General features: G+C 59.3%; 28 protein-coding genes and 1 tRNA gene. 27 read left to right on the forward strand and 2 right to left on the reverse strand.

Annotated elements, in window-relative coordinates; all coding sequences use genetic code 11:
- The first annotated feature begins 1 nt into the window (after position 1).
- Entirely contained in the window at positions 2–769 is a 768-nt protein-coding gene (locus tag HHJ17_RS08590; RefSeq protein ID WP_296505539.1) for a hypothetical protein, read from the forward strand.
- Between the two features lie 67 nt (positions 770–836).
- Here the strand turns inward: HHJ17_RS08590 and HHJ17_RS08595 are convergent, their stop codons facing one another.
- Entirely contained in the window at positions 837–1,592 is a 756-nt protein-coding gene (locus tag HHJ17_RS08595; RefSeq protein ID WP_296501252.1) for a sulfite exporter TauE/SafE family protein, read from the reverse strand.
- Between the two features lie 17 nt (positions 1,593–1,609).
- Between HHJ17_RS08595 and HHJ17_RS08600 the strand changes: the two genes are divergently transcribed.
- A complete protein-coding gene (locus HHJ17_RS08600; protein ID WP_296501250.1) occupies positions 1,610–2,248 on the forward strand; it encodes a trimeric intracellular cation channel family protein in 639 nt (212 codons plus the stop codon).
- 71 nt (positions 2,249–2,319) lie between these two features.
- Complete coding sequence (locus tag HHJ17_RS08605) at positions 2,320–2,754, forward strand: DUF1841 family protein (protein ID WP_296501247.1); 435 nt, start codon at positions 2,320–2,322, stop codon at positions 2,752–2,754.
- Positions 2,755–2,816: 62 nt separating this feature from the next.
- Here HHJ17_RS08605 and HHJ17_RS08610 read toward each other — a convergent pair whose 3' ends face one another.
- Entirely contained in the window at positions 2,817–3,482 is a 666-nt protein-coding gene (locus HHJ17_RS08610) for a c-type cytochrome (protein WP_296501244.1), read from the reverse strand.
- A gap of 102 nt (positions 3,483–3,584) precedes the next feature.
- On the opposite strand from HHJ17_RS08610, the gene HHJ17_RS08615 reads away from it, so the two are divergent.
- The 24 genes from HHJ17_RS08615 to HHJ17_RS08730 all read left to right on the forward strand — a co-directional run bounded on the left by HHJ17_RS08615 (position 3,585) and on the right by HHJ17_RS08730 (position 25,393).
- Positions 3,585–4,439, forward strand: coding sequence for a MoxR family ATPase (locus HHJ17_RS08615; RefSeq protein ID WP_296501242.1), 855 nt, complete (start codon positions 3,585–3,587; stop codon positions 4,437–4,439).
- Positions 4,440–4,455: 16 nt separating this feature from the next.
- Positions 4,456–4,680, forward strand: a complete 225-nt coding sequence (locus HHJ17_RS08620) for a hypothetical protein (RefSeq protein WP_296501239.1) — start codon at positions 4,456–4,458, stop codon at positions 4,678–4,680.
- A gap of 9 nt (positions 4,681–4,689) precedes the next feature.
- Positions 4,690–5,298 carry a GNAT family N-acetyltransferase gene (locus HHJ17_RS08625; protein WP_296501237.1) on the forward strand — a complete coding sequence of 203 codons (609 nt, stop codon included), beginning with the start codon at positions 4,690–4,692 and terminating at the stop codon, positions 5,296–5,298.
- 7 nt (positions 5,299–5,305) lie between these two features.
- Positions 5,306–6,520, forward strand: coding sequence for a VWA domain-containing protein (locus HHJ17_RS08630; RefSeq protein ID WP_296501235.1), 1,215 nt, complete (start codon positions 5,306–5,308; stop codon positions 6,518–6,520).
- 4 nt (positions 6,521–6,524) lie between these two features.
- Positions 6,525–8,372 carry an autotransporter assembly complex family protein gene (locus HHJ17_RS08635; protein WP_296505540.1) on the forward strand — a complete coding sequence of 616 codons (1,848 nt, stop codon included), beginning with the start codon at positions 6,525–6,527 and terminating at the stop codon, positions 8,370–8,372.
- Complete coding sequence (locus tag HHJ17_RS08640) at positions 8,372–12,139, forward strand: translocation/assembly module TamB domain-containing protein (RefSeq protein ID WP_296505541.1); 3,768 nt, start codon at positions 8,372–8,374, stop codon at positions 12,137–12,139. The genes HHJ17_RS08635 and HHJ17_RS08640 overlap by 1 nt, the downstream gene beginning before the upstream one ends.
- A gap of 39 nt (positions 12,140–12,178) precedes the next feature.
- A tRNA-Arg gene (locus HHJ17_RS08645) sits at positions 12,179–12,253 on the forward strand.
- A 180-nt stretch (positions 12,254–12,433) separates the two neighbouring features.
- A complete protein-coding gene (locus tag HHJ17_RS08650; protein WP_296505542.1) occupies positions 12,434–13,654 on the forward strand; it encodes an integrase arm-type DNA-binding domain-containing protein in 1,221 nt (406 codons plus the stop codon).
- 106 nt (positions 13,655–13,760) lie between these two features.
- Complete coding sequence (locus tag HHJ17_RS08655; RefSeq protein WP_296505543.1) at positions 13,761–14,441, forward strand: hypothetical protein; 681 nt, start codon at positions 13,761–13,763, stop codon at positions 14,439–14,441.
- Positions 14,442–14,510: 69 nt separating this feature from the next.
- Positions 14,511–14,846 carry an AlpA family phage regulatory protein gene (locus HHJ17_RS08660; protein WP_366557531.1) on the forward strand — a complete coding sequence of 112 codons (336 nt, stop codon included), beginning with the start codon at positions 14,511–14,513 and terminating at the stop codon, positions 14,844–14,846.
- 11 nt (positions 14,847–14,857) lie between these two features.
- Positions 14,858–15,058, forward strand: a complete 201-nt coding sequence (locus HHJ17_RS08665; RefSeq protein ID WP_296505544.1) for a hypothetical protein — start codon at positions 14,858–14,860, stop codon at positions 15,056–15,058.
- Complete coding sequence (locus tag HHJ17_RS08670; protein WP_296505545.1) at positions 15,055–15,357, forward strand: helix-turn-helix domain-containing protein; 303 nt, start codon at positions 15,055–15,057, stop codon at positions 15,355–15,357. Before HHJ17_RS08665 ends, HHJ17_RS08670 begins: the two co-directional genes overlap by 4 nt.
- 11 nt (positions 15,358–15,368) lie before the next feature.
- Positions 15,369–15,992 carry a hypothetical protein gene (locus HHJ17_RS08675; RefSeq protein WP_296505546.1) on the forward strand — a complete coding sequence of 208 codons (624 nt, stop codon included), beginning with the start codon at positions 15,369–15,371 and terminating at the stop codon, positions 15,990–15,992.
- Between the two features lie 5 nt (positions 15,993–15,997).
- A complete protein-coding gene (locus HHJ17_RS08680; RefSeq protein WP_296505547.1) occupies positions 15,998–16,555 on the forward strand; it encodes a hypothetical protein in 558 nt (185 codons plus the stop codon).
- Positions 16,556–16,637: 82 nt separating this feature from the next.
- Positions 16,638–17,453: a helix-turn-helix transcriptional regulator gene (locus tag HHJ17_RS08685; RefSeq protein ID WP_296505548.1), complete on the forward strand. Its 816-nt coding sequence runs from the start codon at positions 16,638–16,640 to the stop codon at positions 17,451–17,453.
- The gene (locus HHJ17_RS08690; protein WP_296505549.1) at positions 17,450–17,821 is read left to right on the forward strand and encodes a single-stranded DNA-binding protein; all 372 of its coding nucleotides are present in this window, start codon (positions 17,450–17,452) and stop codon (positions 17,819–17,821) included. The genes HHJ17_RS08685 and HHJ17_RS08690 overlap by 4 nt, the downstream gene beginning before the upstream one ends.
- 335 nt (positions 17,822–18,156) lie before the next feature.
- The gene (locus HHJ17_RS08695) at positions 18,157–18,966 is read left to right on the forward strand and encodes a helix-turn-helix domain-containing protein (protein WP_296505550.1); all 810 of its coding nucleotides are present in this window, start codon (positions 18,157–18,159) and stop codon (positions 18,964–18,966) included.
- The gene (locus HHJ17_RS08700) at positions 18,963–19,595 is read left to right on the forward strand and encodes a hypothetical protein (RefSeq protein WP_296505551.1); all 633 of its coding nucleotides are present in this window, start codon (positions 18,963–18,965) and stop codon (positions 19,593–19,595) included. The genes HHJ17_RS08695 and HHJ17_RS08700 overlap by 4 nt, the downstream gene beginning before the upstream one ends.
- A gap of 1 nt (position 19,596) precedes the next feature.
- A complete protein-coding gene (locus tag HHJ17_RS08705) occupies positions 19,597–19,824 on the forward strand; it encodes a hypothetical protein (RefSeq protein ID WP_296505552.1) in 228 nt (75 codons plus the stop codon).
- On the forward strand, positions 19,821–20,786 hold the full coding sequence (locus HHJ17_RS08710) for a hypothetical protein (protein WP_296505553.1): 966 nt from the start codon (positions 19,821–19,823) through the stop codon (positions 20,784–20,786). The genes HHJ17_RS08705 and HHJ17_RS08710 overlap by 4 nt, the downstream gene beginning before the upstream one ends.
- A 2-nt stretch (positions 20,787–20,788) precedes the next feature.
- Complete coding sequence (locus HHJ17_RS08715) at positions 20,789–21,220, forward strand: hypothetical protein (RefSeq protein ID WP_296505554.1); 432 nt, start codon at positions 20,789–20,791, stop codon at positions 21,218–21,220.
- Between the two features lie 42 nt (positions 21,221–21,262).
- Positions 21,263–22,054: a hypothetical protein gene (locus HHJ17_RS08720; protein ID WP_296505555.1), complete on the forward strand. Its 792-nt coding sequence runs from the start codon at positions 21,263–21,265 to the stop codon at positions 22,052–22,054.
- Positions 22,055–22,090: 36 nt separating this feature from the next.
- On the forward strand, positions 22,091–24,085 hold the full coding sequence (locus tag HHJ17_RS08725) for a hypothetical protein (protein WP_296505556.1): 1,995 nt from the start codon (positions 22,091–22,093) through the stop codon (positions 24,083–24,085).
- A 777-nt stretch (positions 24,086–24,862) separates the two neighbouring features.
- Positions 24,863–25,393 (forward strand): hypothetical protein, encoded by a 531-nt coding sequence (locus HHJ17_RS08730; RefSeq protein ID WP_296505557.1) that lies wholly within the window; start codon positions 24,863–24,865, stop codon positions 25,391–25,393.
- Positions 25,394–25,563 lie beyond the last annotated feature (170 nt).

Consider the following 25,563-nt stretch of genomic DNA (forward strand, 5'->3'; position numbering starts at 1 on the left):
CATGTCCAGTCCCTACACCCGCTGCCCCAAATGCGGCCACCAGCCGCTGCCCATTAAGCAAGCCTTGCCGGCCGCCTGCCCGGCCTGTGGCGTGATCCTGGCCAAGGTCGGCCAAGGCGTGCGCCGAACCGCCTCCGTGCCAGACGCTGACCCAGATTTACCCCGTGATGACACGCGTTGGACCGCGCTGCTGACCCGCATCCCGGCACGGGTCGACGCCCTGAGTTTTTGGCTGCGCGTCGCCATCCTGGCGGGCTTGGTCCTCTGGAGCTGGCAACTGATCGGGATGGATTACCGCAGCGGCGAAATGGGCGAGTCCTTCATTCACCGTCCGATTCTGGTGTTTCACGAGGCCGGCCACATCCTCTTCCTACCGCTGGGACACTGGATGATGGTGCTGGGCGGCACGCTGGGCCAGCTGCTGATGCCGGCCATCCTGGCCGGGGCGCTGCTACTCAAGAACCGCGATCCCTTTGGTGCCGCCGTGGGCTTGTGGTTTTTCGGCGTGTCGCTGCTGGATGTGGCGCCCTACATGTTTGACGCGCTGCAGCCGCAGCTGATGCTGCTGTCCGGCCAGGTGGGCGACGCCGGCGGCCACGACTGGATTTATCTCTTCTCCAGCCTGGGGCTGCTAGCGAAGTCCCAACTGATCGGCGGACTGACCCACAAGCTGGGCGCGCTGGTGGTGCTGCTGGCGCTGGGCTGGGGCACGTGGTTGCTGCGGCGGCAGTATCCACGGCGGGAAGATCATGTCAGGCAGGAAGATTAATAATTTATATCAAATCAACCCCTAGCCCCCGTAATCATTGCGCAAGAAGCTATTAATTAAATAGCGTCTACACCACCGCATCCCACACCAGCTTGACTCCGGTCAGCAGCATGCCGAGGTACACCAGGCGGTAAAACAGTACTTGACTGATGCGCCGGGCCAGCTTCACGCCGACCCAGACGCCAATCGGTGCAATCGGCAGCAACACCAGCGAGGTGGCCATGTTGCGGCCATCCAGCAAGCCCAGCCAGGCGTAGGGAATCCACTTAGACAGGTTGATAACGAAGAAAAAGAAGGCCATGGTGGCGGTGAACTTCACCGGCGACAGGCGCAGCGGGATCATGTAGGCGTTGACCGGCGGGCCGCCGGCATGGGCAATGAAGCTGGTAAAGCCCGAGGTGGCGGTCAGGATCGCGCCCAGCCATTTGGGCGGCGGCGCGCTGTCCACCTTGGGCGGGAACAGCAGGCGCTGCGCCAGAAACAGCAGTGTGAAGACACCGACCAGTCCCGCCACGGTATGCGCCTCCAGCACTTTGAACAGCAGCGCACCAATGACGATGCCAACCAGTCCAAACGGAATCAGGAACTTCAGCAGCTGCAGGTCGAAGTCTTTGCGAAAGGCGGCCATCCCCAGAATATCCATCACCAGCAGCACCGGCATCAGAATGGCCGCCGCCTGCGGCACACTGACCGCCAGCGCCATCATGGGCACGGCCAGCGAACCAAAACCGGCGCCAAAACCGCTCTTGCTGACGCCCAGCAAGAGCACGGCGGGGATGGTGACGGCGTAGAAATAGGGGTCGGTGATGAGCGGCAAAGCCATAGCGCGAAAATCCTGGCATGAACAATATTCAATCCTGGGGTGAAACCCTGAGACTTTTGGTGGAACTGGCCGCTACGGCGGCGTTTGCATTGTCGGGTGTTTTGGAAGCCGCCCGCAAACGACTCGATGCCGTCGGCGTCTGTGTGGTGGGTTTTGTAGCGGCGTTTGGCGGCGGCACCTTGCGCGATTTGCTGCTGGACCAGCGCCCCTTCTTTTGGGTGCGCCATGAGGAAATGCTGTGGGGCGTGCTGGCGTTGTGCATGCTGGCCATGCTGTTTCTGCGGCACCGGCATTTTGTCTTGACGGAAAAAGCCATCCAGTGGCCGGACGCGCTGGGCTTGGGGCTGTTCACTGCCACCGGCGTGCACCAGGCGCTGACGCTGCAAATGCCGGCGCTGGTCGCGGTGCTGATGGGCCTGATCACTGGCGTGTTTGGCGGCGTGCTGCGCGACGTGCTGTGCAACGAAATCCCGAGCGCCTTTCGCGACCACCAGCCGTACGCGGTCTGGGCTTTCGTCGGCGGCTGGACCTATGTCGGCCTGTGGCAGGCCGACGCCCCCGGCTGGCTGGCACTACTTTCCTGCGTCGGCATCACCGCCGGCTTGCGCGCCTTGTCGCTGTGGCGCAATTGGGAGCTGCCGGCCTGGCGGATATGAGCCTGCCAACCCAAGGGCTCACCGCGCAGCGGGCGACATCGGACGGCTGAGGCGCGACAATACGCCTCATTATGTTTTCACCTTCCCAAGCCGATGTGCGCCGCTTCTTTTGCTCCATTTATGCCAAAGCCCAGGCGGGTCAACCGCTGGAAGCTATTGAAACCATAGCAAGCCTGTGGATCGACGAGCACCCGGAATACCACGCCGAACTGGCCGATGTCGATGCCGCGCTGGCCGCCATGCAGCAGGCCGATGAGAGCAAGGGCAATCCGTTCCTGCACCTGTCGATGCACCTGTCGATCAGCGAGCAATGCAGCATTGACCAGCCGCGCGGCATCCGGCAAGCGGTGGAGCTGCTGACGCACCGCCGCAATTCGCTGCACCTGGCCCACCACGAGGCCATGGATTGCCTGGGCAAGATGATCTGGGAAAGCCAGCGCGCCGGTCGGCCACCCGATGGCGACGCCTACATTGGCTGCGTGCAGCAGCACGCCACACGCGACTGACGCTCAGCCCCAGCGGGTCGTTAAAAAGCCGCTTAAAAGCGGCTTTTTACGGGGTGATGAATTTAACGGAATTTGCTCTGCGGCACCGTCTTCAGTTCACCCGGCAGTGAACCCAAGTAACTGGCCATTTCTTTCAGTTCCGCATTGGAGAACTGCTTGGCGACACCACCCATGATGCCGTTGGCGCGGCCCCAGGTCGCGTTGCCTTCGGTCTTGTAGGACTTGAGCGCCACAAACAGGTAGTCGGAATGCTGGCCGGCAATCTTGGGGTAGCTCGGGTCAATCGGTTTGCTGAAATTGTCGCCATGGCAAGAGACGCAAGCGCCTTTGGTGACCAGGGCGACAGCGTGGGCATTGCCGTCCGCGGCTTTCGCCAGGGCCGGGGCACCGTCAACCTTGCCAAGGGTTTCGTAATACACGGAGATGTCGGCCATATCCTGTTCGCTCAGGTTGTCCACAATTCCGCGCATACTGGGGTGTTTGCGATCGCCCTTTTTGTAAGCGTTAAGTGCTGACACAATGTACTTGGCGCCCTGACCTGCAATCTTCGGAACCTTGTAGATTTCGGGGAAACTGGCCTGGTAACCCTGGATGCCGTGGCAGCCAATACACATCGAGATTTTTTTCTCGCCGGCGTTGGCATCACCTTTGACCTCTTGGGCATGGGCAGAAAAGACCGTCGCACAAGCGACAACCAGAGCAGGCAGTGACAGCAAGAATTTATTCATTTTGAGAGGACAATCAGCCAACGTTTGAGATAGATCAAACATTCATTATATCGGTCAACAATCCTTCAGCTACCTGCTGTTTTCCCTGACAAAGCCAGAACCATGAAATTCCAAGGAACCAAAAACTACGTCGCCACCCAGGATTTGATGCTGTCCGTGAATGCGGCCATCACCCTCAAGCGCCCGCTACTGGTCAAGGGCGAGCCCGGCACCGGCAAAACCATGCTGGCCGAAGAAGTGGCCCAGGCGCTGGACATGCCGCTGCTGCAGTGGCACATCAAGTCCACCACCAAGGCGCAGCAGGGTCTGTATGAATACGATGCGGTGAGCCGCCTGCGCGATTCGCAACTCTCCAGCGTGGACGGTGGCGAGCGCGTCAAAGACATCAACAACTACATCGTCAAGGGTGTGTTGTGGCAGGCCTTCACGGCGGAGCAGCCGGTGGCGCTGTTGATTGACGAGATCGACAAGGCTGACATCGAGTTTCCGAACGACTTGCTGCGCGAAATCGACCGCATGGAGTTTTACTGCTACGAAACCCGGCAGCTGATCAAGGCCAAAAACCGGCCGCTGGTGTTCATCACCTCGAACAACGAAAAAGAACTGCCGGACGCCTTTTTGCGCCGCTGCTTTTTCCACTACATCAAGTTCCCCGATGCCGACACCATGAAGAGCATTGTGGACGTGCACTTTCCCGGCCTGAAGCAAGAACTGCTGACCGCCGCCATGAAAACGTTTTATGACGTGCGCACCCTGCCCGGCCTGAAAAAGAAACCCTCCACCAGCGAGTTGCTGGACTGGCTCAAGCTGCTGGTGGCCGAAGACATTCCGCTGGAAGCGCTGCAAAGCCAGGACGACAAGGTGGCGGTGCCGCCGCTGGTCGGTGCCTTGCTCAAAAACGAGCAGGATGTGACGCTGTTTGAAAAGCTGGTGTTCATGCAACGGCATAACCGCTGAACCGGGAGCGTTACACATGGACAAATCACTGTTGATCGAAGGCCTGTCAGACGCCGTCGGCTTTATTGGCGGCGCCTTGCTGGGCTTCTGGCTTGGACGCCTTGTCGGGCTGGACATCTTTAGCGCGGGCTACAACAACGCCAGCATTGCCGGCATTGTGCTGGTCGGTGTGGGCGGTGGCGGCGGCCTGCAACTGGCGCGGCGCTGGCGCAAAAACAGCAATGCCAAAAGCAAAGACTGAGAGATAAGCATGGCCTACGTTGAGCCGGTCACTCTGGCCGCCAGGGGTGTTGAGCTGGTGCCGCTGGCGCTCGCCCACGAAAGCGGCTTGCGCGCGGCAGCGGCCGATGGCGAGCTGTGGAAGCTGCGCATCACCACCGTGCCCGAGCCGGAGCAAACCCGCAGCTACATTGAGAACGCGCTGGCCATGCGCGAAGCCGGCCACAACTTTCCCTTTGCCGTGCTGGACGCGGCCAGCGGCACGGTGCTCGGCACCACCAGTTTTCATGACATCGTGCCTGCGCTCAGGCGCGTGGAGATTGGCTGGACCTGGTATGCCCGGCGCTGCCAGCGCACCCACGTCAACACCACCGCCAAACTGCTCCTGCTGACGCATGCGTTCGAGACGCTGGGCTGCTTGGTGGTGGGCTGGCGCACCGACAATTTCAACTTTGCCTCGCAGGCCGCCATCGAGCGGCTGGGGGCCCAAAAAGACGGCGTCATTCGGGGCCATGCCCTGCGCCGCGACGGCACCATTCGCGACACCGTGATGTACAGCATGCGCAGCGGCGAATGGCCAGAAGCCAAAGCCCAGCTGCTGTACCTGCTGGACAAACCGCGTGCATCGCTAATCAGTTGAGGACACCATGCTGATCGACTTTTTTTACAGCCTGCGCTCGGCCAAACTGCCGGTATCGGTCAAGGAATTTCTGACCCTGCTCGAAGCCCTGAAAGCCGGCGTGGTGGGCCCCAACGCGCCCGAGCCGCAGGGTGACGAGGAGGCGACCGGTTACAAGATCGACGACTTTTACTACCTGAGCCGCACCACGCTGGTGAAGGACGAGAAGCACTTTGACAAGTTCGACCGCGCCTTTGCCGCCTACTTCAAGGGCGTGGAAATGATTGCCGACTTCACCAAGGACATCCCGCTGGAGTGGCTGCGCAAGAACCTGGAACTGGAACTCAGCCCCGAGGAGCGCGCCAAGATCGAGAAGATGGGCTGGGATGAGTTGATGGAAACACTGAAAAAGCGTTTTGAAGAGCAGAAGGAACGCCATGAAGGCGGCTCCAAATGGATCGGCACCGGTGGCACCAGCCCGTTTGGCGCCTACGGCCAGAACCCGCAAGGCATTCGCATCGGCCAGGACAAGAGCCGCAACCGCAGCGCCGTCAAGGTGTGGGACCAGCGCGCCTACAAAGACTACGATGACTCGCAAGAGCTGGGCACCCGCAACATCAAAATCGCGCTACGGCGCCTGCGCAAGTTTGCCCGCGAAGGCCATGAAGAAGAGCTGGACCTGGACGACACCATCTACTCCACTGCCGCCAACGCCGGCTATCTGGACATCAAGATGCGCCCCGAGCGCCACAACAATGTCAAAGTGCTGTTGCTGATGGACGTCGGCGGCACCATGGACGACCACATCCAGCGGGTGGAGGAGCTGTTCAGCGCGACCAAATCGGAGTTCAAGCACCTGGAGTTTTACTATTTCCACAATTGTGTTTATGACTTCATGTGGAAGAACAACCGCCGCCGCTTTGCCGAAAAGTTCCCGACCTGGGACATCATCCGCAAGTACAACAAGGACTACAAGCTGATCTTCATCGGTGATGCCACCATGAGTCCGTATGAGATTTTGCAACCCGGCGGCAGCGTGGAATACAACAACGAAGAGGCCGGCGTGGAGTGGCTGCAGCGCCTCACCAGCGCCTTCCCCAAATTTGCCTGGATCAACCCGGAGCCGCAAGGCGTCTGGCAATACCGCCAGAGCATCAGCGTGGTCCAGCAGCTGATGAACCAGCGCATGTTCCCACTCACCCTCAAGGGACTCGAAGAGACGATGCGCTTGCTGACAAAATAGCCGGATGTTCGGGCCATCCAAAAACAAACGATTCAACACGCTGACGCAAACGCTGTTCTTGTGGACAGCTTTTTTTGTTTGGATGACAGGATGTGCCGGGACGGTGCAGGCGCAAACGCCAAGCCAGGCCTTTGACATCGAGATCCAGGCGCCGTCCGAGGTGCAGGACTACCTGCAACGGCACATCGAGCTGCAACGCTACCGCGAGTTGACCGATCTCGACGCCAGCGAGCTGGCGCGGCTCTTGACCGCGGCCGAACGCAATCTGCAAGACTTGCTGGGTACGCTCGGCTATTTTTCACCGGAGATCAAGCTGGTGGTGCAAGACACGCCACAAAATCCCAAGGCAGCACGCCATGTCTTGATTACGGTGCAGCCCGGCGAACCGGTCAAGATCGCCGAGTTCACGCTCGACTTTACCGGCCCGATCACACAAGATGAAGCCACGCGGGAGCAGCGCCGGGCGATCCGCGCCAACTGGGCTTTGCGCCGTGGCATGGCCTTTACCCAGGCGAATTGGGATGCGGCCAAAACGCAGGCCTTGCGACAGCTCATCGCCCAGCGCTATCCGATCGGGACCATTTCTGCCAGCCAGGCCGACATTGACCCGGACACCCAAACCGCCCGGCTCAGCGTCACGCTGGACTCGGGTCCGGCCTACCGCCTGGGGCCGGTGCAGATCAGCGGCACCCAACGTTACGACGAACAACTGGTGACCCGGCTGGCGCAAATAACGCAGGGCGCCGACTACAGCCAAAGCCAATTACTGGAAGCGCAGCAACGGCTGCTGGACAGCGGCTTCTTCGACTCGGCGTTTGTGTCGCTCGACACCACGGGCAATCCAATGGCGGCGCCCGTGCTGGTGCAACTGCGCGAGGCCAAGCTGCAAAAAATCGTGCTGGGGGTCGGGATCAGCACCGACGGCGGGCCGCGCCTGTCCATGGAGCACACCCACCACAAAGTGCCGGGCATTGGCTGGCAGGCCGTCTCGAAACTGTCGCTGGACCGCGAAACCCAATCCTTCGGGACCGAGTTGACGGCGCCGCCGGATGCATCCGGCTGGCGCTGGGCAACTTCGGCCCTGTTTCAGAGCCAGACCTCAGGCAGCTTCGAGGTGGACAGCCAGCGCTACCGGGCCGGCCGCGGGCAAACCAGCGAGCGGACGGACCGCAACTACTATTTGCAATATGACCGTGCCAAAGCCTACGGCGCAGGTTTGCCGACGGTGGCCGATGCCCTCAGCGCCAATTACGCCTGGACCCAGCGCAACTTCGACAGCCTGCCGTTTCCCGCCAGTGGTTACGGCCTCGGTGCAGAACTGGGCGGCGGCGTCACCCTGGGCAGCAGCAGAGAACCCTATCTGCGCGTGCTGGCGCGCTGGCTGGGCATTTGGCCTCTGGCGGGTGCGCAGGTGGGCACCCGCGCCACGATGCGCGCCGGTCGGGTGGCGCTGCAGACCGAAGGCGGCATGGTGCTGGCCCGCACTGGCGCAGAACTGCCCAGCACCCAGCTGTTCCTGACGGGGGGCGATAACTCCGTGCGCGGTTATGCCTTTCGCAGCATTGGCACCGAACTGGCCAATGGCGCGATCGCCGCCGGTCGCTACCTGGCCACGGGCAGCGTGGAGTGGCAGCGCCCGATCGTGATCAACGACAAACTCACCGATTGGGAAAGCACGGTCTTTCTGGATGCCGGGGCCGTGGCCGACAAGCCGTCGGCGTTGCGGGCGCAAGTGGGTGTCGGTGCCGGCGTGCGCTGGAAGAGTCCGGTCGGGCCGCTGCAAATTGATTTGGCGTATGGCGTGGCCGTCCAGCAACTGCGCCTGCACATGAGCGTGGGGTTCACTTTCTGATGAAACTGCGTCCGCTCTTCCTTTGGCTCACCGGTTTGCTGACCACGGCGGTGCTGCTGGTTGGCGCCCTGCTCTTGAGCTTGTGGGTCTGGGCCGATAGCGACACGTCGCTGGCCACCGCGCTGCAACAGGCGTCGCGCTACCTGCCTGCCGGGCAGGTGCTGGTGGCCGAAGACGTGCTCGGCACCCTGCGCAAGGGCGGCCACATTGGCTTGCTGCGCTGGGAGAAAAACGGGCTGGTGGTGGAGGCGCGTCAGATTGATCTGACCTGGCAAGCGCTGGCCCTGCTGGACCGCCGCTTGCAACTGGACACGCTGCACGCGGCCCAACTCAGCATTGATGACCAAAGCCCAGCCAGCCCGGCCGCGCTGCTGGACAACTTGCTGCTGCCGTTTCAGGTGGACCTGACGTTTGTCATCGATGCCCTGCACTGGGCGGGCGCGGGGGCGCTGCAAGCCACCCACCTGTCAGGCCGCTACCAGTTTGAGGGCACGCGCCACGCCCTCACGCTTAAGAGTGCCCAGCTGGCGGCGGGCCAGTACCAGGCGCAGGCCAGCGTGTTGGCACAAGCCCCGTTGACGCTGGAGGTTCAGGTGCAAGGCGATGTACAAGCGCCCCTTCCCGGCAATGCGCCGCCGCTGCCACTGGCCGCCACCGCCTCGGCACGCGGCCATCTGGCCGGGCCCGATGCACGGCTAGAGATACTGGCCGAGGTGCGACCGGCCAGCCCCAGCGCCGCACCCCGAATTGACGCCAAAGCCACCGCGCCGATGCAGGCAAGATTGGCGGCCAAAATCAGCCCGTGGGCAGCGCAACCTGTTGTCAAAGCCGATGCCACGTTCAATGATCTGAACCTGGCCACCCTGTGGCCGGCGGCACCACAAACCCTGCTCACTGGCAGCGCCGCCGTGCAGCCGGACACAACGACTACAGCCCCTTCAAGCTGGCTGGTGCAAGGCAAGCTCACCAACCGCCTGAGTGGCCCCTGGGATCTGGGCCGTCTACCGGTCGATGCCGCGCAGGCACGCCTGAGTTTCCGTGATGGGCAGTGGCAGGTGCAATCGCTCACCGCCGACCTGGCCGGTGGGCGGCTGGCCGTGCAAGGCCAACTGACGGGCGCTAGCAGCAGCCGCTCGAACGCCACGACCACGCGGAGCTGGCAAGCGGAGGCCACGCTGAAGAACATCAACCCGGCCGCCCTGCACTCGCAACTGGCGGCGGCGCGCATTGACGGGCAACTCCATGCCACGGCCACACCGCAAGCGATTGAGTTTGACACCCGCTTGCAACCCTCGGCCAAGCAACCCGATGCCTCCCGCCTGCAGGGGTTGCACCTGAAAAACGCCAGCGCCAAAGGGCGCTGGGCCGATGGCACGCTGAGCCTGCAAACGCTGCAACTGCAAACCAGTGATGCCCAGATGCAAGGCCAGATCGATCTGCACCTGGCAAGCAAAGCCACACGCGGGCAAATGCAGCTGACATTGCCAGGTGGACAGGCACAAGTTCACGGACAGCTGAGTGCGCAGAGTGGTGCGGGCGAGTTTTCCTTGAAGGTGACGGATGCGGCGAAAGCCTCGCGCTGGCTGGCAACGCTGCCCGGGTTGTCCAAGCTGCTGCCCGACAAGGCGGTCCAAGGCAACGGAGAACTGACCGGGACGTGGGCCGGCGGTTGGCAAAGCACCAATTTGGTGGTGCAAAGCAGCCTGCGCGCCCAAGTCCTGCAACCCGTCGAAGGCCAACCGGCAACCGGTACGCGTCGGTTCGATCTGCAAGCCCAGGCCACCGGCCGGCGCCAGCCCAGCGGCGCCTGGCAGGCCGTGGTCAATTCCGCCCGACTGCAAGCGCAGAGTGGCCAACGCCCGGGCACCTGGACCATTCAAAGCAGCCAACCCGTCAGCCTCGGCTGGAACAGCACGGCCACCGGCAACGTGCTGGAAACCAGCGCAGGCGAAGCCGCCCTGACCGGCCCAGTCCCCGGCGCTGCCACCCTCGTCTGGCGCCCGATTCGCTGGAGCCGCAGCGGGGCGCGCCAGGAACTGAAAACCCAAGGTCGCTTGCAAGGCGTGCCGTTGGCCTGGCTGGACCTGCTGGGCAGCGCACAGGTGACCAAAATGGGTCTGCGCGGCGATCTGGTTTTTGATGGCGATTGGGATGTGCTGGCGGCGGACACGCTCAAAGTAAACGCCTCCTTGGTGCGGCGCAGCGGCGACATCAGCTTGCAGGCGGAAGGGGACGCGGGCCCCGGCATCAGTGCGGGCGTCAAGGACGCCCGCCTCACCCTGAAAGCGGACGGCGATGCGCTGCGCGTCAGCGCGCGCTGGGACAGCGAGCGGGCGGGCCAGGCGCAAGGCGACTTCAGCACCCGAATCGCCAGCGGCGCTGACGGCTGGCGCTGGCCGGCCGAGGCACCGCTGACCGGCTCGCTGCGGGCTCAACTGCCACAAGCTGGTGTTTGGTCGGTGCTGGCCCCGCCGGGCTGGCGCATTCGTGGCACGCTGGACGCCAACATCGCCCTCAGCGGCACGCGCATCGCGCCGCAGTGGAGCGGCACGCTGAATGCCGACAGCCTGGCGCTGCGCTCGATCGCCGACGGCATTGAATTCAGCCATGGCAAACTGCGCAGCACCTTGCGCGGACAGCGTCTTGACATCCAGGAATTCAGTTTGCAGGGCGCCAGCGGGGGCGGCGGCAGTGGCGGCACACTGACGGCCCAAGGATTTGCCCAATGGCTGCCCAGCGGCACCGGCGCCACGGCGGGTCTGTCCAAAATTCGTATCGAACTGGCGGCCCAGGCGCAGGCCCTGCGCGTGACGGCACGCGCCGACCGACGTCTGGCGCTCTCGGGCCAACTGCAGGTCAAACTACAAGACGCCCAACTGGAAATACGCGGGGCGCTGAAGGCCGATCAGGCGCTCTTCATCCTGCCCGATGAAAACACCCCCAGCCTCGGCCATGACGTGGTGGTGAAATCATCAACCAAAAATCCGGCAACCGCAGCCGACAAGATTGAAAACGACGCCCCGGCGCCCGACAACCTCCGCATCGTGCCCGATGTCGCCATCACACTGGACATGGGACCCGACTTTCAGGTGCAGGGCCGTGGTCTCACGACGCGACTGGCCGGCACTCTCATGCTGATCAGCTCGGCGGCCACCAACAGCCTCCCGCGCCTGATGGGCAACTTGAGCACGGTACGCGGCAGCTACAAAGCCTACGGCCAGCAACTCGACATCGAAGAAGGCGTGCTGCGCTTCACCGGTCCTTACGACAATCCGACGCTCGACATTTTGGCCATCCGGCCCAATTTAACGGTGCGCGTGGGCGTGCAGATCAGCGGTACGGCGCTGTCGCCGCGGGTGCGCCTTTACTCAGAACCCGAGATGCCGGAAGCCGAAAAACTGGCGTGGCTGGTGCTCGGCCGCTCGGCCGCCAACGGCGGCGCCGAGGCCGCCGTGTTGCAGCAAGCTGCGATGGCGCTGTTGGGCGGCAACGGCCGGGGTCTGTCGGGCGGACTGAGCGCGGCACTGGGGCTGGACGAGCTGTCCGTGCGCGGCGCGAGCAGCAGCGCCAATGGCACCACCAGTGCCGCCGCCGTCACGCTGGGCAAGCGCCTGTCGCGCAACTTCTACGTCGCCTACGAGCGCAGCATGGCCGGGACCCTGGGCACGGTTTATATCTTCTACGACCTGTCACGGCGCTTTACCCTGCGCGCCCAGACCGGTGAGCAAAGCACGATTGACCTGATTTTCACGGTGCCGTACGACTGAGCGCGGGTTGACAATCGCGTAGCCCTACAATTCGCGCTTCTCCTCGTAGCACAATGGATAGTGCGCATGCCTCCTAAGCGTGAAATACAGGTTCGATTCCTGTCGAGGGGACCATTTAATCGTTTCAGACCGTATCAGAAGACCTCAAAACCCGCGTAGTGCATAGCTACAGCGGGTTTTTTATTGCCTCATAGGGTCTCATGGGCTAACATGACATACCGACAACTTGACGGTATTTTTGACGGTAGATGCAAATACCGTCAAACGACATACCGTCAAAACAGAGGATTTACCGTGGCATTGAACGACACATTCATTAAAAACAACACCAAGCACAGCGGCAAAGTTGCTGGCGATAAGCACGCGGACGGTGGCGGAATGTATCTTTTAGTCAACGCAGGCGGCAAATATTGGCGAATGGACTACCGTTTTGAAGGAAAGCGCAAAACGCTGGCGCTGGGTGTTTATCCTGAAGTCTCATTGCTCAAAGCCAGGCAACGGCGCGAAAAGGCACGGGAGCTGCTGGCAGACGGTATTGATCCCGGTGCAGCCAAACAGGAAGAAAAACAAGCCAAGGCCACGGCAGCAGCCAACACCTTTGAAGTGGTTGCGGCGCAGTGGCTGCTGGCCACGTCAGCGAATCGGGCGACCGTCACGCAAGACAAGGTGGCCAACTGGCTGAAAAAGGACATCAACCCCCATATCGGCGCCATGCCCCTGACCACCATCGGACCGCGTGACGTGCTGGCAGTCGCCCGCCGGATGGAAACCCGCAAGGTGTTCGACAGTGCCAAGCGGATCGTACAAATTTGCGGGCAAGTTTTCCGCTACGCCGTGGCTGAGGGCACGGCAGAGCGCGACATCACGGCAGACTTGCGCGGCGCATTGCAGCAAGGCGAGAAAAAACATTACGCCGCCATCACGGAGCCCAAACAGGCCGGCGAATTGATGCGCTCCATCTTCGCCTACAGCGGGCACCAATGCACCCTGGCAGCGCTCAAACTCACCCCGCTGGTGTTTGTACGTCCCGGAGAGCTGCGCACGGCTGAATGGGCAGAAATCGACCTGGACGGCGCGGAGTGGCGCATCCCCGGCAGCAAAATGAAAATGGATAACGATCACATCGTGCCCCTGTCCACGCAGTCGGTGGAGCTACTGCGCAGCGTGCAGCCACTTACAGGCCATGGGCGCTACGTGTTCCCCAGCCTGCGCACCGGCGAACGCCCCATGAGCGAAAACACCATCAATGCAGCATTGCGCGGCATGGGCTACGCCAAAGAGGTGCACTGTGCCCACGGCTTCCGGGCCATGGCACGCACCATCATGGACGAAGTGCTGGGCCAACGGGTTGACCTGATCGAACATCAATTAGCCCACGCGGTGAAGGATGCCAACGGGCGAGCCTACAACCGTACGGCCCACCTGCCGGCACGCCGGGTGATGATGCAGACATGGGCTGACTACCTGGACAAACTGCGCATGGGTGCGGACGTGATCCAGTTCAAAAAAGCATAAAACAGTTTTAAGCCACGCCTAGCCCCGGCCTAATTAACCGAGGCGAAGACCGGGACACCCTGACCTGGCGGCGCTGGCTACTTTATTGGGGCGTGACAGGGGACGCATGATGAGAACTTCAAAACAGGAAGTAGGGCGAATATTGGCAGAGTTAGACGGCCAACTTCAGAGGCTCTTTGATGGAACAAAATTCGCTGATATCGGTCTCGCCGAACTTGCTTTCCGTCAGCTTCTTGAGTCGGCGAATGCGGGTGTGAGCCTTGAGGAAATGATGAGCGATCTATTGGCAAAGATGGCCAATTTTCCAATACCGCAAGAATATTTGCAGCACGTACTAAAGGCTTGTGCACATTCAGTCTCAGCCACGCTCCATTCCCAGTCTGGGAATGAGATAGGGGCATGGCAGCAGCTTTCAGATGCAAAGAATGAGGCTGGGTGTGCCTTGGCGTTGTTTGTGAATAGTTCTGAGCAACACCACAGAAAAACCGCGTTCTCTACGTCCGGTGGAAATAGCCGTGGCGGTCAAAACGCCAAATTGCGGGAGTTCGTCCTGACTGAGTGGAAACTCCTAAAGTTAGGTGATAGCAATCTAAAACCCGGTACTGCTGCAAAGTCTATCGCCGATAGATTTTTCAGTCCACGCGGCAACCCATATCAGCGTCCAGCGCTGAATTTGGATGACTATGACGCCGAAACTAAATTGGATGGTCTTGAACGGGCATTTGGAGACTGGATACGTAAATCTACAAATAGGGCACAGAGAAAAATAAAAAATACGGTTGCTTAGCAAGCGGATAGCCCGCAAGCGGGGGAAATTCGACACTTCATATCAAGCCGTTTCAGGAGGCGGCGCGATATGTCATACAAGTCATCGATTACACCCAAAACCACGATTGCATCAAGCGTTCCGGCTCCAAAGGTCGAAATTCACGTACCGGCTAATCCAGCCAAAGCAATCATCAACCAGTCGGTTTTCGACGCACTGCCAGATAGTGCTTTTATTCGAGAAGCGCAACTGGTGCAAAGCCCCAAACGGCCCGGTATACCGGCACCCCTGCCATTCTCTGCCCCGACGCTGTGGCGAAATGTGAAGGCAGGAACGTTCCCGGCTCCACTCAAGTTGTCCCAGCGCGTGACAGCTTGGCGAGTAGGTGACATCCGTGCCTGGATGGCATCGCAGGCCACGGCGTAAGGAGGCTGGCCATGAACACCACTACGCCAAACGAAAAGCCCGCCACGGATAAGCGATTCAGCACCTTAGCAGCCCGCGCGGCACTGGCGGGCCATACCCTTGAGCAAGTCGGAGCCGAGTACGTCCTGGCCAAGCTGACTTACTCGAAACATTGCGCTGACCTGGCGACGGTTGAAACGCTGGTTGAGCGACTGGAAGGAGTACCGGTATGAACTCACCCGTTCACCCACTGCGCACGCCCAGCGCCAAACGGGCGGCACTGGCGGCCATTCGCCGTGCGCATCCAGGAACAACCTGCATTGTTCAGTGCGACCGGCTCAAGGCCGCTCTGGCGCAATTCGCCATCACGACCTACGAAGCCATGCGCCATCTTGACGTATACGACCCGCGCGCCCGCGTGATGCAGCTACGCGATGACGGCGTGGCCATCGACACTCACTGGCGCATCGTTGAAACCGAATCAGGCGACAGGCACCGAGTCGGTTTGTACGTCAAGACCTGCGAAGCGTAAGGCCGGCACCAATGGGACTCGATAAGAAACCCGGAAAAGTAGAGGCGCACATCCGGGTCAACTTGTCTTTGCTCGATAGTCCCGCGTTCATCGCACTGGACTGGACGGCACGGGCATTGTTCTTGGACCTGCGCCATCGAATGCGTGGCACCAATAACGGCAACATCAGCGCCGCCCTGTCTGAACTGAAATCGCGTGGGTGGAACAGCTCAGCAACGCTTGTGAAGGCCTTGCGTCAGCTTGAGGCATTGGGCTTTCTCCGAAAGACGCGGCAGACCATCGGCGTGATGCGTGGCTCCAAAGTATGCAATCTATACCGATTCACAGATTCCGAAGTTTATGAACGCGCCAAGCTGGGCATCCCTGCCATGAATCCAACGGACGAATACAAAGCGTTCAAAACCTTGGACGAGGCACGGCAGGCTGTCGCCAAATCCATGGCTTCCGAGAAAAAAACAGCGCTTCAAAAAATGAACCGTGACGCTTCAGAAACTGAAGCCATAGGGCCGATTGACGCTTCAGAAATTGAAGTTACCCCCACCGGAGTGACTTCAAAAAATGAAGCGTCAAAAAATGTGCAAACAAGCCACAAAGCCAGTGCACACAAGGATTTCGCCAGTTTTCACACTGCATAGAAGTTTTGAAAAAGCAACTTCAAAAAATGAACACCTTTAGTAGTTATACCAATCCACTAGGACAGAACAGCATGAACGACAACTTCCCCGACATCAAGATTGAATTCATGAATGACGGCAAAGGTGACGGACTAATTCTTCTGTCGCAATTCACTGGCGAAGACGATTGCAGTGTCTCAATTCATCCGATTCACCTGAGATACATGGCCGAGAAGTTTGGTCTGATAGAAACAAGCGACCCGCTGGCACAAAAGACCATTGCCACACTGACGCGCCGCCTGCACCTGCTACGTGACCGGATAGACCATTTACACAACTATCTGGTGAACCACTCTGACCACAAACATGCTGACCTGTCATACGAGGTGACGTATGCGACCGCGTGCATAGATTTGGCTGACGAGTTTTGCTACGAACTGGTGGACGCAGAGCTGCAAGAGGTCACGCCTGCAACGTCACCTGCAACGGCTACCCCTCCCGTGCAAGGGAGTCCTACCCTTCCCGCCAGCGTCACCCCTCACACGGAAAGACAGCCAGTGGGACCCCAACCACGACTGATTTGATTCAGCACGGATAAAAAACATGTCACACCACGTCACACCAAATACAACCCTTCCAGTCAACACAACACGCCAGGATCAAGAAATGAACAACGACACTGTTGGAACAGGCCACGAAGCTCACAACGAAGCCACCAGCGAGGCCGCCCGCTCATCACTGAATGCAATGTGGGTTGGTTTGACTCCCGCGCCAAAAAATGCAGCCACGGACATCGTGGAGCCTTTGGCAGACGATGCGGATGACCTATCCGATGATTCGCATGGCGACTGCATTGACGACGCCGGCCCGCTCGCAGAACGTGGCCGCTCGAACGCACTGCTTAAACGCTTGCTGGCAAAGAGATTGGCCGCGTGCCGCGAACTCAATGGATGGGGCCAAACGCAAGCCGCGCTTTTGCTGGGGTACAAAAATGCAACGCAGCTCAGTTTGCTAGAGCAGGGCAAGCGTATGCCGCCGCCTGTCTTATTGATTCAAATGGCAAGGGTCTATGGCGTCAGTTCGGACTACCTTTTGGGCTTGAGCGACGAGCCGGAGCGCGACCCATCAACCGCCGCCGTGAAAGCTTCCATCAACCAGGTGCGCGTCATGCTGGATCGCAACGCCACGGCCGTTTGTGAGGCCTTGCATCAATCTCACCGTTTTGATACCTCCCAGGCATTTAGAGAGACCGGCGTCGTATCACGGGTGAAATACCTGCTTGACGCCGTTACACGTTTTCGTGAAATCAGCCCTATTTCGTTTGATGACACACGCGGGTCGGCAAAGCTTTTGTATGCAGTGCGGGAAGCCGATGAGGCCATCACGCAAGTGGGCAACCTGCTCGACCAGTCTCACCGCCGCGCTGAATTCGCACTGCGGCATGGTCGCGCGGCAATAGCCGGTGATGGGGTCGCGAAATGAGCCTGGATGTCTTGGCCCACGGGAAGTTGCGGGCCCCCGTTGAACTCAGAACCTCGCTGTCAGGCAAGGCCTACGTCCGCTTCAAAATGCACGCGCTCGATAAAAAGGGCAACACCGTGCCTGTGAATTGCGTGAGCTTCCTGCCCTCAGTGCTCGACAAGGTGAAGGACTTGGCAAAAGGCGATTCGGTTGTCGTATCCGGAGAAGCTGAAATCAGCGTCTGGAAGAGCCCGGATGGCCTTGACCACCACGGGCTCGATGTGAGCGTCAACGTCGTCATGACGGCCTACCACGCGGCTCTGCGTCGAGCCGATAGGCAACAAACCAGTGAGGACCACAACACCGTTGGTGGCCAAGACCAGCGATAGGGGGCACGCAATCAATGCTCCCTTCATATGCTACTAAATTAATAGCTTATGACGCAATGAATACGGGGTCTATCGCCAAATTTAAACCAATAAAACATGACCACGCCCTTGCCAAATTCTGGGGGCGCATCGGCGTATCCAGCGAAGACCGCCCCAGCACTGGCGAGTACGACGATCTTGATGATTGACGCCCCCACTGTTAGCCCCAGGGAAAGAGCCCGGGGTGGAGGACGGCTTGAAAAGCATAGCAGAAGCGCATGAATTGGGAAAAAGGCACATAGGCGCGCAAAGGAGCGCAATGAAACTAGGCATATCGCAACCAACCGAGACACTACATGCAGCCCACCACCATCGCAGAAATTGAGCCCCTTCTAAGCCCTGAGGAAGTCTCAAAATTCACCAAGATACCTTTGGCCACCCTGGCCACCTGGCGCAGTACCGGCAGAGGACAGGGCCTTTCCTTCGTGCGCATGGGGGGTGTGGTCCGATATCGCAAATGCGATTTGGATAGCTACATCAATTCCAATATTCACAGAGGTGACCAACCGGACCCCGTGGCGATGACCCTCGCCCTTCACAACAATCCACACATCAAGGCGCTCGCAAGCCAATGCGCTGTGGCCAAGCTTCGATTGGTTCAGAAAGCAGCCTATACCCAGTTCATTCGCGCTGCAGTGGCGCAGGCGGAGACTTCTAGCGCAACCGAGCAGTACCTGAAGAACCAACTCGCGGCGATCCATAACGAATCCGATGCCTTCGATGCTTGGGTTAAGCAAGAAAGAGAAAAACAGAAGGCTGAATCTGCCAAATTGGCGCCCTTGATGCTTGCCCTCTTGCCCTTTGAAAATGGACTCACGAGCCATCGTGCTCGACTGTTAGATCAGATACATGGCGTGGACAAAGCACAAGAGGCCAGCGCCTTGGCAGCCTCAAAAGCAGGGCTAAGCATGGCCGAAATGGAGCAGCTTGGACGGTTTGAACCGCCTGAAATTTCGGTGGCAAAGTGGCGTGCGAAGATCACTGAAATCGACGCTAAGCTCGCCCAGATCGCGGCCTTCTCTGCCGATCCGCTGAAACAGCTTGTACGCCTGGCCGGGCTGCCCGTGCCGGGCTTCGAGCAGCAGCTCGCAGGGAGCGCCGAATGAACCCCGGCAACCAACAGAAAGACGCTGAGCAACCCATCGATGAGCAGATTGTGGCCCAGATGGGGCTGAGCATGGGCCTGACGAATGGCCTCGTCGTGAAAGCATTCACCCATCAACTGGGACACCTTGACAAGCGCTTTTCTATCAATGCTCTGAGCGAAGAATTGCAGGCCATCACGGATCAGGTCAAAGATGGTGACCTGCACCACTTGGAAGCAATGTTGGTGACCCAAGCGATCGCCCTTCAAAGCATCTTCACGGACCTGGCGACAAGAGCCAGCGCGCAAACCAAAGCTGAACGGGCTGACAGCTTGTTGCTGCTGGCCTTGAAAGCCCAAAGCCACTCCCGCGCCACCATCAGCACCCTGGCAGACCTCAAGTTCCCACGGCAAACAACCTTCGTGAAGCAGGCAAACGTATCGCACGGGCCCCAGCAGGTCGTCAACGGTGCCAGGGCACCAGCCGGCCCCGTCGCCCTCCAGAACAAGCCGTCGCCAGTCCTTGAGCTTTCGCATGATGGAAGTGATGCCCTGCCCGTGGCAATCGCCAGCGACAAGGGCATGTCTCGTGCGCGCGCACGGAAATCCAAACCTTACCCCGCAAAACAAACTGATAGCTCAGGAGGATGACATGACCAAACGTGTTTGGACCGATGAACAGCGCGACCGGCTGCGCGAGGCAATTCAATACTACAAGCCATGGGAAAAATCGACCGGGCCTAAGTCTGCTGAAGGCAAGGCAGCAGTATCACAAAACGCCGACCAGGGCAGGCTTCGACCCCAATTGCGCGCGCTGAGTCGCACCCTTCGGGCGAGTGGGCTGACTTTGGCTGACATCACTGTGAAGGCGGCATCATGATCAAAATCAGCGGTGCACTCGGTGCGCTCAGTGCCCGGCGCAATGACGATCTGCAAAGCCGGCGCCTGGCCGACATCATCCTGACGCCTGAAGACCTGGCAGGCAAGACATCGGCGGCACGTTTGTTGCAAACGACGCTTGGTGGTGTAGTTCGGCACATCACAAACAAGGACCTTGACGCGTTCAAACGAAATGCGAAGGCGCTGGGCTCCAAGATGCGCACCGGCTTGACGGCGGCCGAGGTCATCGACCTTTCACGCCCGGCAGACCTGGAGCGTGCACGCAAAGAAATTCGATCCTCGATTGCGGCCAGGCTGCACAAAGGCGAAATGATGTTCGTGACGCCCAGCGGTCCTGATTCCAAGGTCAGCCGCCATTTCGTCAGCGTTGTGTTTCCCGGGTTCGGTGGTGCTGTCGCGCATCCCGGAAACGCTCTTCAGGCAGCGGCTCAACTTGTCAAATCGCCCCTGAAACTGGATTGCGATTGTGAACATTGGCGCTATAGGCTGAGATACATAGTGACGGCCATGGGCGCGAATGCCGCTCGTCCAGAAAATGGGTACCCCAAGCTGACAAATCCCCAGCTTGTCGGCGTGGCCTGCAAGCACGTCCTGCGCACCATGGTAGAGCTGCAGGGCAGCCTGTTCGTGCGCAAGCAGATTGCAAAAATGATAGACGCCGATCGATCGCGGCTGACCCCGGGCGCCAAGACGCGCGTCATCACGGTCAGCCGTGCCGAAGCCGACAAGGTGAGCCAAGGCCGCGTGCGCACCGTGCGAACGACCAACGAGAAATACGCCGCGAGCATCCGCAAGGCCATGCCCAAGGCCAGCGCGGACACCTCGACGGCGGCTGAACTCGCCAGCACCATCGCCGCGCTTCAGAAGCGCTCCGACATCACTTCAACGGCTCTTTTGCAGGCCCTGCAGGCGGTCATGCAGCAATACCCCACTGGAAAATAATCATGAACACAGAAGTCACACCCCCCCATTCACTGCCAGCCGTTCTGTTCAGGGAGCGTGTCCTGGACGATGCCGGCAAGCCAATTGACGACAACGTGCCAGATCCCGACGTATGGGAATTGGCTGATACGCGTGAGCCCGAGTTGTTGGAGCTGGGCCGTGGCCAGCTCTTGATTTTGGCAACAGACGTAATGGGGTTTCTGGATAGCGTCATGCTGCATCCCGTTGAGGACGGAGAGCAAACCATCCGCGCCATCTTCACCCCGGGCCCATCCTGCCCGGCCTACCGCATGGGCGACCTGCTGACCGTGGCCGTGCCCGACGCGGGGGCCATCACCTATCAAATTTTGGTTACCCATGGCGAGCTGCCCGACCAATTGCCGCTACCGGGCGAAATGTGCGCGCTGCTTCGCCTTGACCTCTGCCTGATCTGAAGGCGCAGACCTTAAAAACCCTGATATTTTTGGAGAAATTGAATGCCCAGTATTGATCCTACAAATTACCCTGTGTTGTCTTCGGACTGGACGGGTCTGTCCAAGCACTTGATCGCCAGCTTCTATCCAGTGCGTCGCATCGTGGACGGCACGAAATTCTGGTGGGAACGTGAACCAAATTCCACAGAGGTGCAAGCCCCTTTAACCGATGGAACCATCGAGCAAACTGCGAATTGGACATCACCTTTCGAAAACCAGCAGGCTGACGCCAAGTTGTCCAGTGTTTCAGCCCTACTGCAAATGAATGGCCTTCAGCCTATCCTGAATTCAATAGCGGGCATGTTCGGTAACGGCAGTGTGGTGGGCGACAAGATCAGTAGCACGGGTAAAGCGCTTGCCTCCCTCGCCGGGAAAACGGCAGTCACAAAGCTGAACTCCACCCAGATTTTTAGCGGTATGCCGCCCATGAAAATCAGTGTGACGGCGCATTTTCGAGCGTTGCGTAACTCTGATGATGAAGTTCAACTCCCGATAGATCAACTTATGGCATGGACGCTCCCTAAAAAGTTGTCATCCCAAGGATTTGTTGGAAATGCTGTGGATGCGGAACAGGAACTGGGCTGGAAAACCCTTTACCCATCGGAGGCACCACAGATCATCGGAATGAGCTACGCCAATTGCCTGTTTATGCCCTTGGTGATCGAGGCTATGCCGGTGCCACTGACGGGACCACGCGATCGCAATGGTCGCATGATTAGCGCCCAGATCGCCCTCACGCTGGGCAGTCTCTCTGCCCTGGATGCCAGCGACTGGACAGCTACGCGCCGGTTCTGAGTCAGTTAAGAAAACCAAAGATTTTTGGAGAACGATATGAGCCTCAAAGCAAACAAGGACGGGTTCCTTGTCGGTGAGCTGGACGAATCTAACCAGGACGCTACCGAAGAACTCAATGCCAGTCTGACCACTGGCCAGAACACAGGAAACCGGCTTCTGGGCGGCATCAGAACTGACGTGTCGGCCATCGCGAAGGCGCTGAATGTGGCGGGCCGATCAAGTTCGCCCCATCCGGTAGTGGAACCAGCCGGCAGGCGTGGCGCGTCTGAGGCCCGGGGCGGTTCACCTGGCCAGCCCTCGATGTCTGCGCAGCACACCGGTGGCTTCGGTGCGGCCAGTACACACGCCACGGTATCTCCGGCCGGCCGCGACAGCAAAGGTAGATTTTCGGCCGTGGCTGGTGGTGCTCAGGCTGGCGCTGATGGAAGCCGTCTCCTGGACAAACTTGGAGTCGCGACCGATGCACTGAAGGGCCTGGCAAGTGGATCCGGGCAAATGGACCCTTCACTGGCCGCGCTGAAAGAGGTCAAGGATGTCGTGGCGCCGATCGGTCGCGGGGCCTTCGCCTTGCTGGGCCGCTCCGGAACGCAGAAAAAAGAGCGCTGGTATCAGAAAATTTGGAAGACGCTGACGAATATTGAGAAGAAGCCTGCAGGTGGCAGCCCGGGCGGAATGCCTTCAATGGACAGTGGCGACAGCTCGCTGATGGGCGGAATTGCAGGCATTGCAGCACGATTCATCCCGGCCATCATCCCGATCGCATTGACGGCAATTGGCGCAGCCCTCGCGGTGGGCATCGGCGCTTTTGCCGGAACAGCGATAGGGACGGCCATTTACGAGTGGCTGACCAAATCAGGGTTGATGGAAAAGATTTTTGACGCCATTGACGCTGCAAAAGACAAAGTCAAGCAAGTCAAAAATGACTTCAACAAGGGCCAAGACGAAGTATTAAACCCGGTGAAATACGCGCCGCCCGTGCTGGACGACAGTGGCCGCAACCGGAACGATCCGCGCCGACTTGACCGACCAGACGCAGTCACCCCTGACGGGCGCATGATCAATGACCCGCGCAGGCTGGATGCGGGGACTGGTGAATTGCCGCCGTCAACTTCAGTTGCGCAGTCATTGGGACGGGGCAAAGGGCATGTGGTGAACTTTCTGAAGGATAAGGCTGGATTTGTCCCGCTGACAGACGAAAACGATCCCACAAAGAACATGCCAGCCAAGGCCCGCGCAAAGAAGACTGGCGATGCGTACACGGCGGGGAATATCGGCGGCCTGAACGATGCTCAAACACGCGCATTGGTTGCCTCAACCGCCCTCACAGAGAGTTCTGGCGGAAAGCTAGGTGTCGTGAATCAAGCCGGGTACGTGGGACGGTACCAAGCCGGTGCCGGTTGGCTGGCGGATGCCGGGCTGATCAAAGGTGGTGCCGTGGCGGTGAGTGCTGCCATGGCGACAGACGGATTCAAGAACGAATACAAATGGGGCCAGTCCGGTGGCATGAGCAAGTTCCTGAAGAACGATTCCAACTGGAACGATGGCATGAACTACCGGGGTTACTTGACCAGCCCCACGGTGCAGGACGCCGCTTTCAAGAAGAATTCAGACTCTGCCTATGCGCAACTCATGACGCTGGGCCCAACGCGGGGCGGTATTGACGCCAGCACACCGCCCGAGCAAGTTGCCGGTCTATTGAAGGCACGCCATTTGTCTGGCATTGGTGGGGCGCGCCAGGTTGTGCTGGGTGGTGCCGGGCCAAGTGACTCAAACGGAACCAGTGCGAGGAAGTATTACAACGATCTTGCAACTGACAAAAATGGATTCCTGGCCGCGTATTCGGCGCCATCAATCCCGTCTTCAGTGCCCACAAAGTTGCCAGCGATGCCGGAAATTCAGGTTCTAGCGCCATCCACTGAAAAGGACCGGCCGGTGAGCGTGACTATCCGGCAGCCAATTGGTCAGAACCTGTCAGACCGAGGAATTGCGCATGTGGTGACTGGCGGGATTGGCGCAACGGGTAGCTGGTAGCAGTCTGAAGGGGGCGGTCGCGCCAGCAATCGCCGAAGCCCTGCGACTTCGCGCCATGTCGGAGGGGTGAAATATAGGGTAATCCCAAGCTTGGAAAGCCTCAAAACCCAAGCTTGCGTTTTCTCTTTTCCAAGCTTGGAAAATGGCCGAAATCCAAGCTTGTCATGGTTGCGAAAACCCTCTGTCACCGACCGTACTATGCGCCTGCTTAGCTATCAAAAATGAAGCGACGGCATGGTGGTGGAACATAGCGAAACATAGCATCCAAGTGTTGGCAAAGGTTAACATTTCTGGCGCGAATAAAGTCTGGGTTCAGCGCCTAATATTTCCTCACCTTGCCAAGAAAAAAGCCCCGATCTCTCAGGGCTTGGTTCTGCAACTACTTCCAATGCCGGGGGTGTGGCAGATAAATCTGCTGGACCGATCCGGTTAGCGAGTTGCCAACTTGGTCTTGCTGGGTGGAAACCGGGGGTGTACGCACAACCGAAGTGCCATGCCCGAACCTACCCGCCTTCTCCCCGCCGAACCGTCAGCGGGGCAACAAGATGGCCGAATTCTCGATGAACCAGGTCAGTGTGTCAATTCGCGTGAGTGTTTGCCGCACGCCTGTTAGTAAAAGCTAAGGTTTCTGGCGTGGGGAGATCCGTTCTGCACGCTGGCATGGCGCTTCACGATTGACCGGGAATGGGGCGATCGCAAAGCCATGCGGTCGCACGTTTGATGGTGCCTTCGCCGCAAGTGCGTGGCGACAGCAGAGCCATCGGTTAGAGTTGTCGCATGGACGTCGGACTTGGTGCCTGGCGTCACAAACTCAGGAGTGAAACAATTGAACGGACACCGAAGCCGGTTCACTCCAAAGCCGCGATGGTGTCGGTTTTGGCGCTCAACGAACTGCTTGACGGCAACCGCTTGTCGCTAAATGGGACAGGGGACGAAGTGGGGCATCTCTTGACCACACTGGCCGGTGAGCCTACTGTGATCTGTTGGAATGCCATCAATTGTGAGGAGCTTCGCCTTTCGGTCTGGTGGAAATACGATCACTCGAAACACCCACAGGCCAATCTAGATGGCTCACAGCGTGAGCAGTTCCATACGTCTTCTCCATTGGCGAAAACCCAGCACTACCCAAAGTTCGTGGGCGCTGTCGTCAGCGGTTGGATTGAGCGCCGGACTGCGAAGCATATTCAGGGGAAGGGTGCCCAAGGCTTCTTTGACGTTTACACGCGACGAGGGGAGAAAGAAATACTGCAGGCCCTTCCAGTTCCGGTGCCCAAGGGGTTTAAAGCAGAAGGGCAATTTTTTTCCTAAGCCTTGGCAACAGAACTGTTTGCGAAATCGGCAATAGGCGTCATAATCCGCCCAAGCCTGAAAAGGCCCGGTGCTTGAAAACACCGTTATTGATCACGAGGCATATTCCCACGCCTTAAGCTGGGTTTTTTCACGTCCGAACACTTTGGTTTACGGGCGGGATGGGCTTG

The sequence above is a fragment of the Rhodoferax sp. genome (assembly GCF_012927445.1).
Classification (GTDB): Bacteria; Pseudomonadota; Gammaproteobacteria; order Burkholderiales; family Burkholderiaceae_C; genus Rhodoferax.

Coding starts and splice junctions, on each gene's coding strand:
- HHJ17_RS08590 (WP_296505539.1), top strand. CDS start 2: ATGTCCAGTCCCTACACCCGCTGCCCCAAATGCGGCCACCAGCCGCTG.
- HHJ17_RS08595 (WP_296501252.1), bottom strand. CDS start 1,592: ATGGCTTTGCCGCTCATCACCGACCCCTATTTCTACGCCGTCACCATC.
- HHJ17_RS08600 (WP_296501250.1), top strand. CDS start 1,610: ATGAACAATATTCAATCCTGGGGTGAAACCCTGAGACTTTTGGTGGAA.
- HHJ17_RS08605 (WP_296501247.1), top strand. CDS start 2,320: ATGTTTTCACCTTCCCAAGCCGATGTGCGCCGCTTCTTTTGCTCCATT.
- HHJ17_RS08610 (WP_296501244.1), bottom strand. CDS start 3,482: ATGAATAAATTCTTGCTGTCACTGCCTGCTCTGGTTGTCGCTTGTGCG.
- HHJ17_RS08615 (WP_296501242.1), top strand. CDS start 3,585: ATGAAATTCCAAGGAACCAAAAACTACGTCGCCACCCAGGATTTGATG.
- HHJ17_RS08620 (WP_296501239.1), top strand. CDS start 4,456: ATGGACAAATCACTGTTGATCGAAGGCCTGTCAGACGCCGTCGGCTTT.
- HHJ17_RS08625 (WP_296501237.1), top strand. CDS start 4,690: ATGGCCTACGTTGAGCCGGTCACTCTGGCCGCCAGGGGTGTTGAGCTG.
- HHJ17_RS08630 (WP_296501235.1), top strand. CDS start 5,306: ATGCTGATCGACTTTTTTTACAGCCTGCGCTCGGCCAAACTGCCGGTA.
- HHJ17_RS08635 (WP_296505540.1), top strand. CDS start 6,525: ATGTTCGGGCCATCCAAAAACAAACGATTCAACACGCTGACGCAAACG.
- HHJ17_RS08640 (WP_296505541.1), top strand. CDS start 8,372: ATGAAACTGCGTCCGCTCTTCCTTTGGCTCACCGGTTTGCTGACCACG.
- HHJ17_RS08655 (WP_296505543.1), top strand. CDS start 13,761: ATGATGAGAACTTCAAAACAGGAAGTAGGGCGAATATTGGCAGAGTTA.
- HHJ17_RS08660 (WP_366557531.1), top strand. CDS start 14,511: ATGTCATACAAGTCATCGATTACACCCAAAACCACGATTGCATCAAGC.
- HHJ17_RS08665 (WP_296505544.1), top strand. CDS start 14,858: ATGAACACCACTACGCCAAACGAAAAGCCCGCCACGGATAAGCGATTC.
- HHJ17_RS08670 (WP_296505545.1), top strand. CDS start 15,055: ATGAACTCACCCGTTCACCCACTGCGCACGCCCAGCGCCAAACGGGCG.
- HHJ17_RS08675 (WP_296505546.1), top strand. CDS start 15,369: ATGGGACTCGATAAGAAACCCGGAAAAGTAGAGGCGCACATCCGGGTC.
- HHJ17_RS08685 (WP_296505548.1), top strand. CDS start 16,638: ATGAACAACGACACTGTTGGAACAGGCCACGAAGCTCACAACGAAGCC.
- HHJ17_RS08690 (WP_296505549.1), top strand. CDS start 17,450: ATGAGCCTGGATGTCTTGGCCCACGGGAAGTTGCGGGCCCCCGTTGAA.
- HHJ17_RS08695 (WP_296505550.1), top strand. CDS start 18,157: ATGCAGCCCACCACCATCGCAGAAATTGAGCCCCTTCTAAGCCCTGAG.
- HHJ17_RS08700 (WP_296505551.1), top strand. CDS start 18,963: ATGAACCCCGGCAACCAACAGAAAGACGCTGAGCAACCCATCGATGAG.
- HHJ17_RS08705 (WP_296505552.1), top strand. CDS start 19,597: ATGACCAAACGTGTTTGGACCGATGAACAGCGCGACCGGCTGCGCGAG.
- HHJ17_RS08710 (WP_296505553.1), top strand. CDS start 19,821: ATGATCAAAATCAGCGGTGCACTCGGTGCGCTCAGTGCCCGGCGCAAT.
- HHJ17_RS08715 (WP_296505554.1), top strand. CDS start 20,789: ATGAACACAGAAGTCACACCCCCCCATTCACTGCCAGCCGTTCTGTTC.
- HHJ17_RS08720 (WP_296505555.1), top strand. CDS start 21,263: ATGCCCAGTATTGATCCTACAAATTACCCTGTGTTGTCTTCGGACTGG.
- HHJ17_RS08725 (WP_296505556.1), top strand. CDS start 22,091: ATGAGCCTCAAAGCAAACAAGGACGGGTTCCTTGTCGGTGAGCTGGAC.
- HHJ17_RS08730 (WP_296505557.1), top strand. CDS start 24,863: ATGGACGTCGGACTTGGTGCCTGGCGTCACAAACTCAGGAGTGAAACA.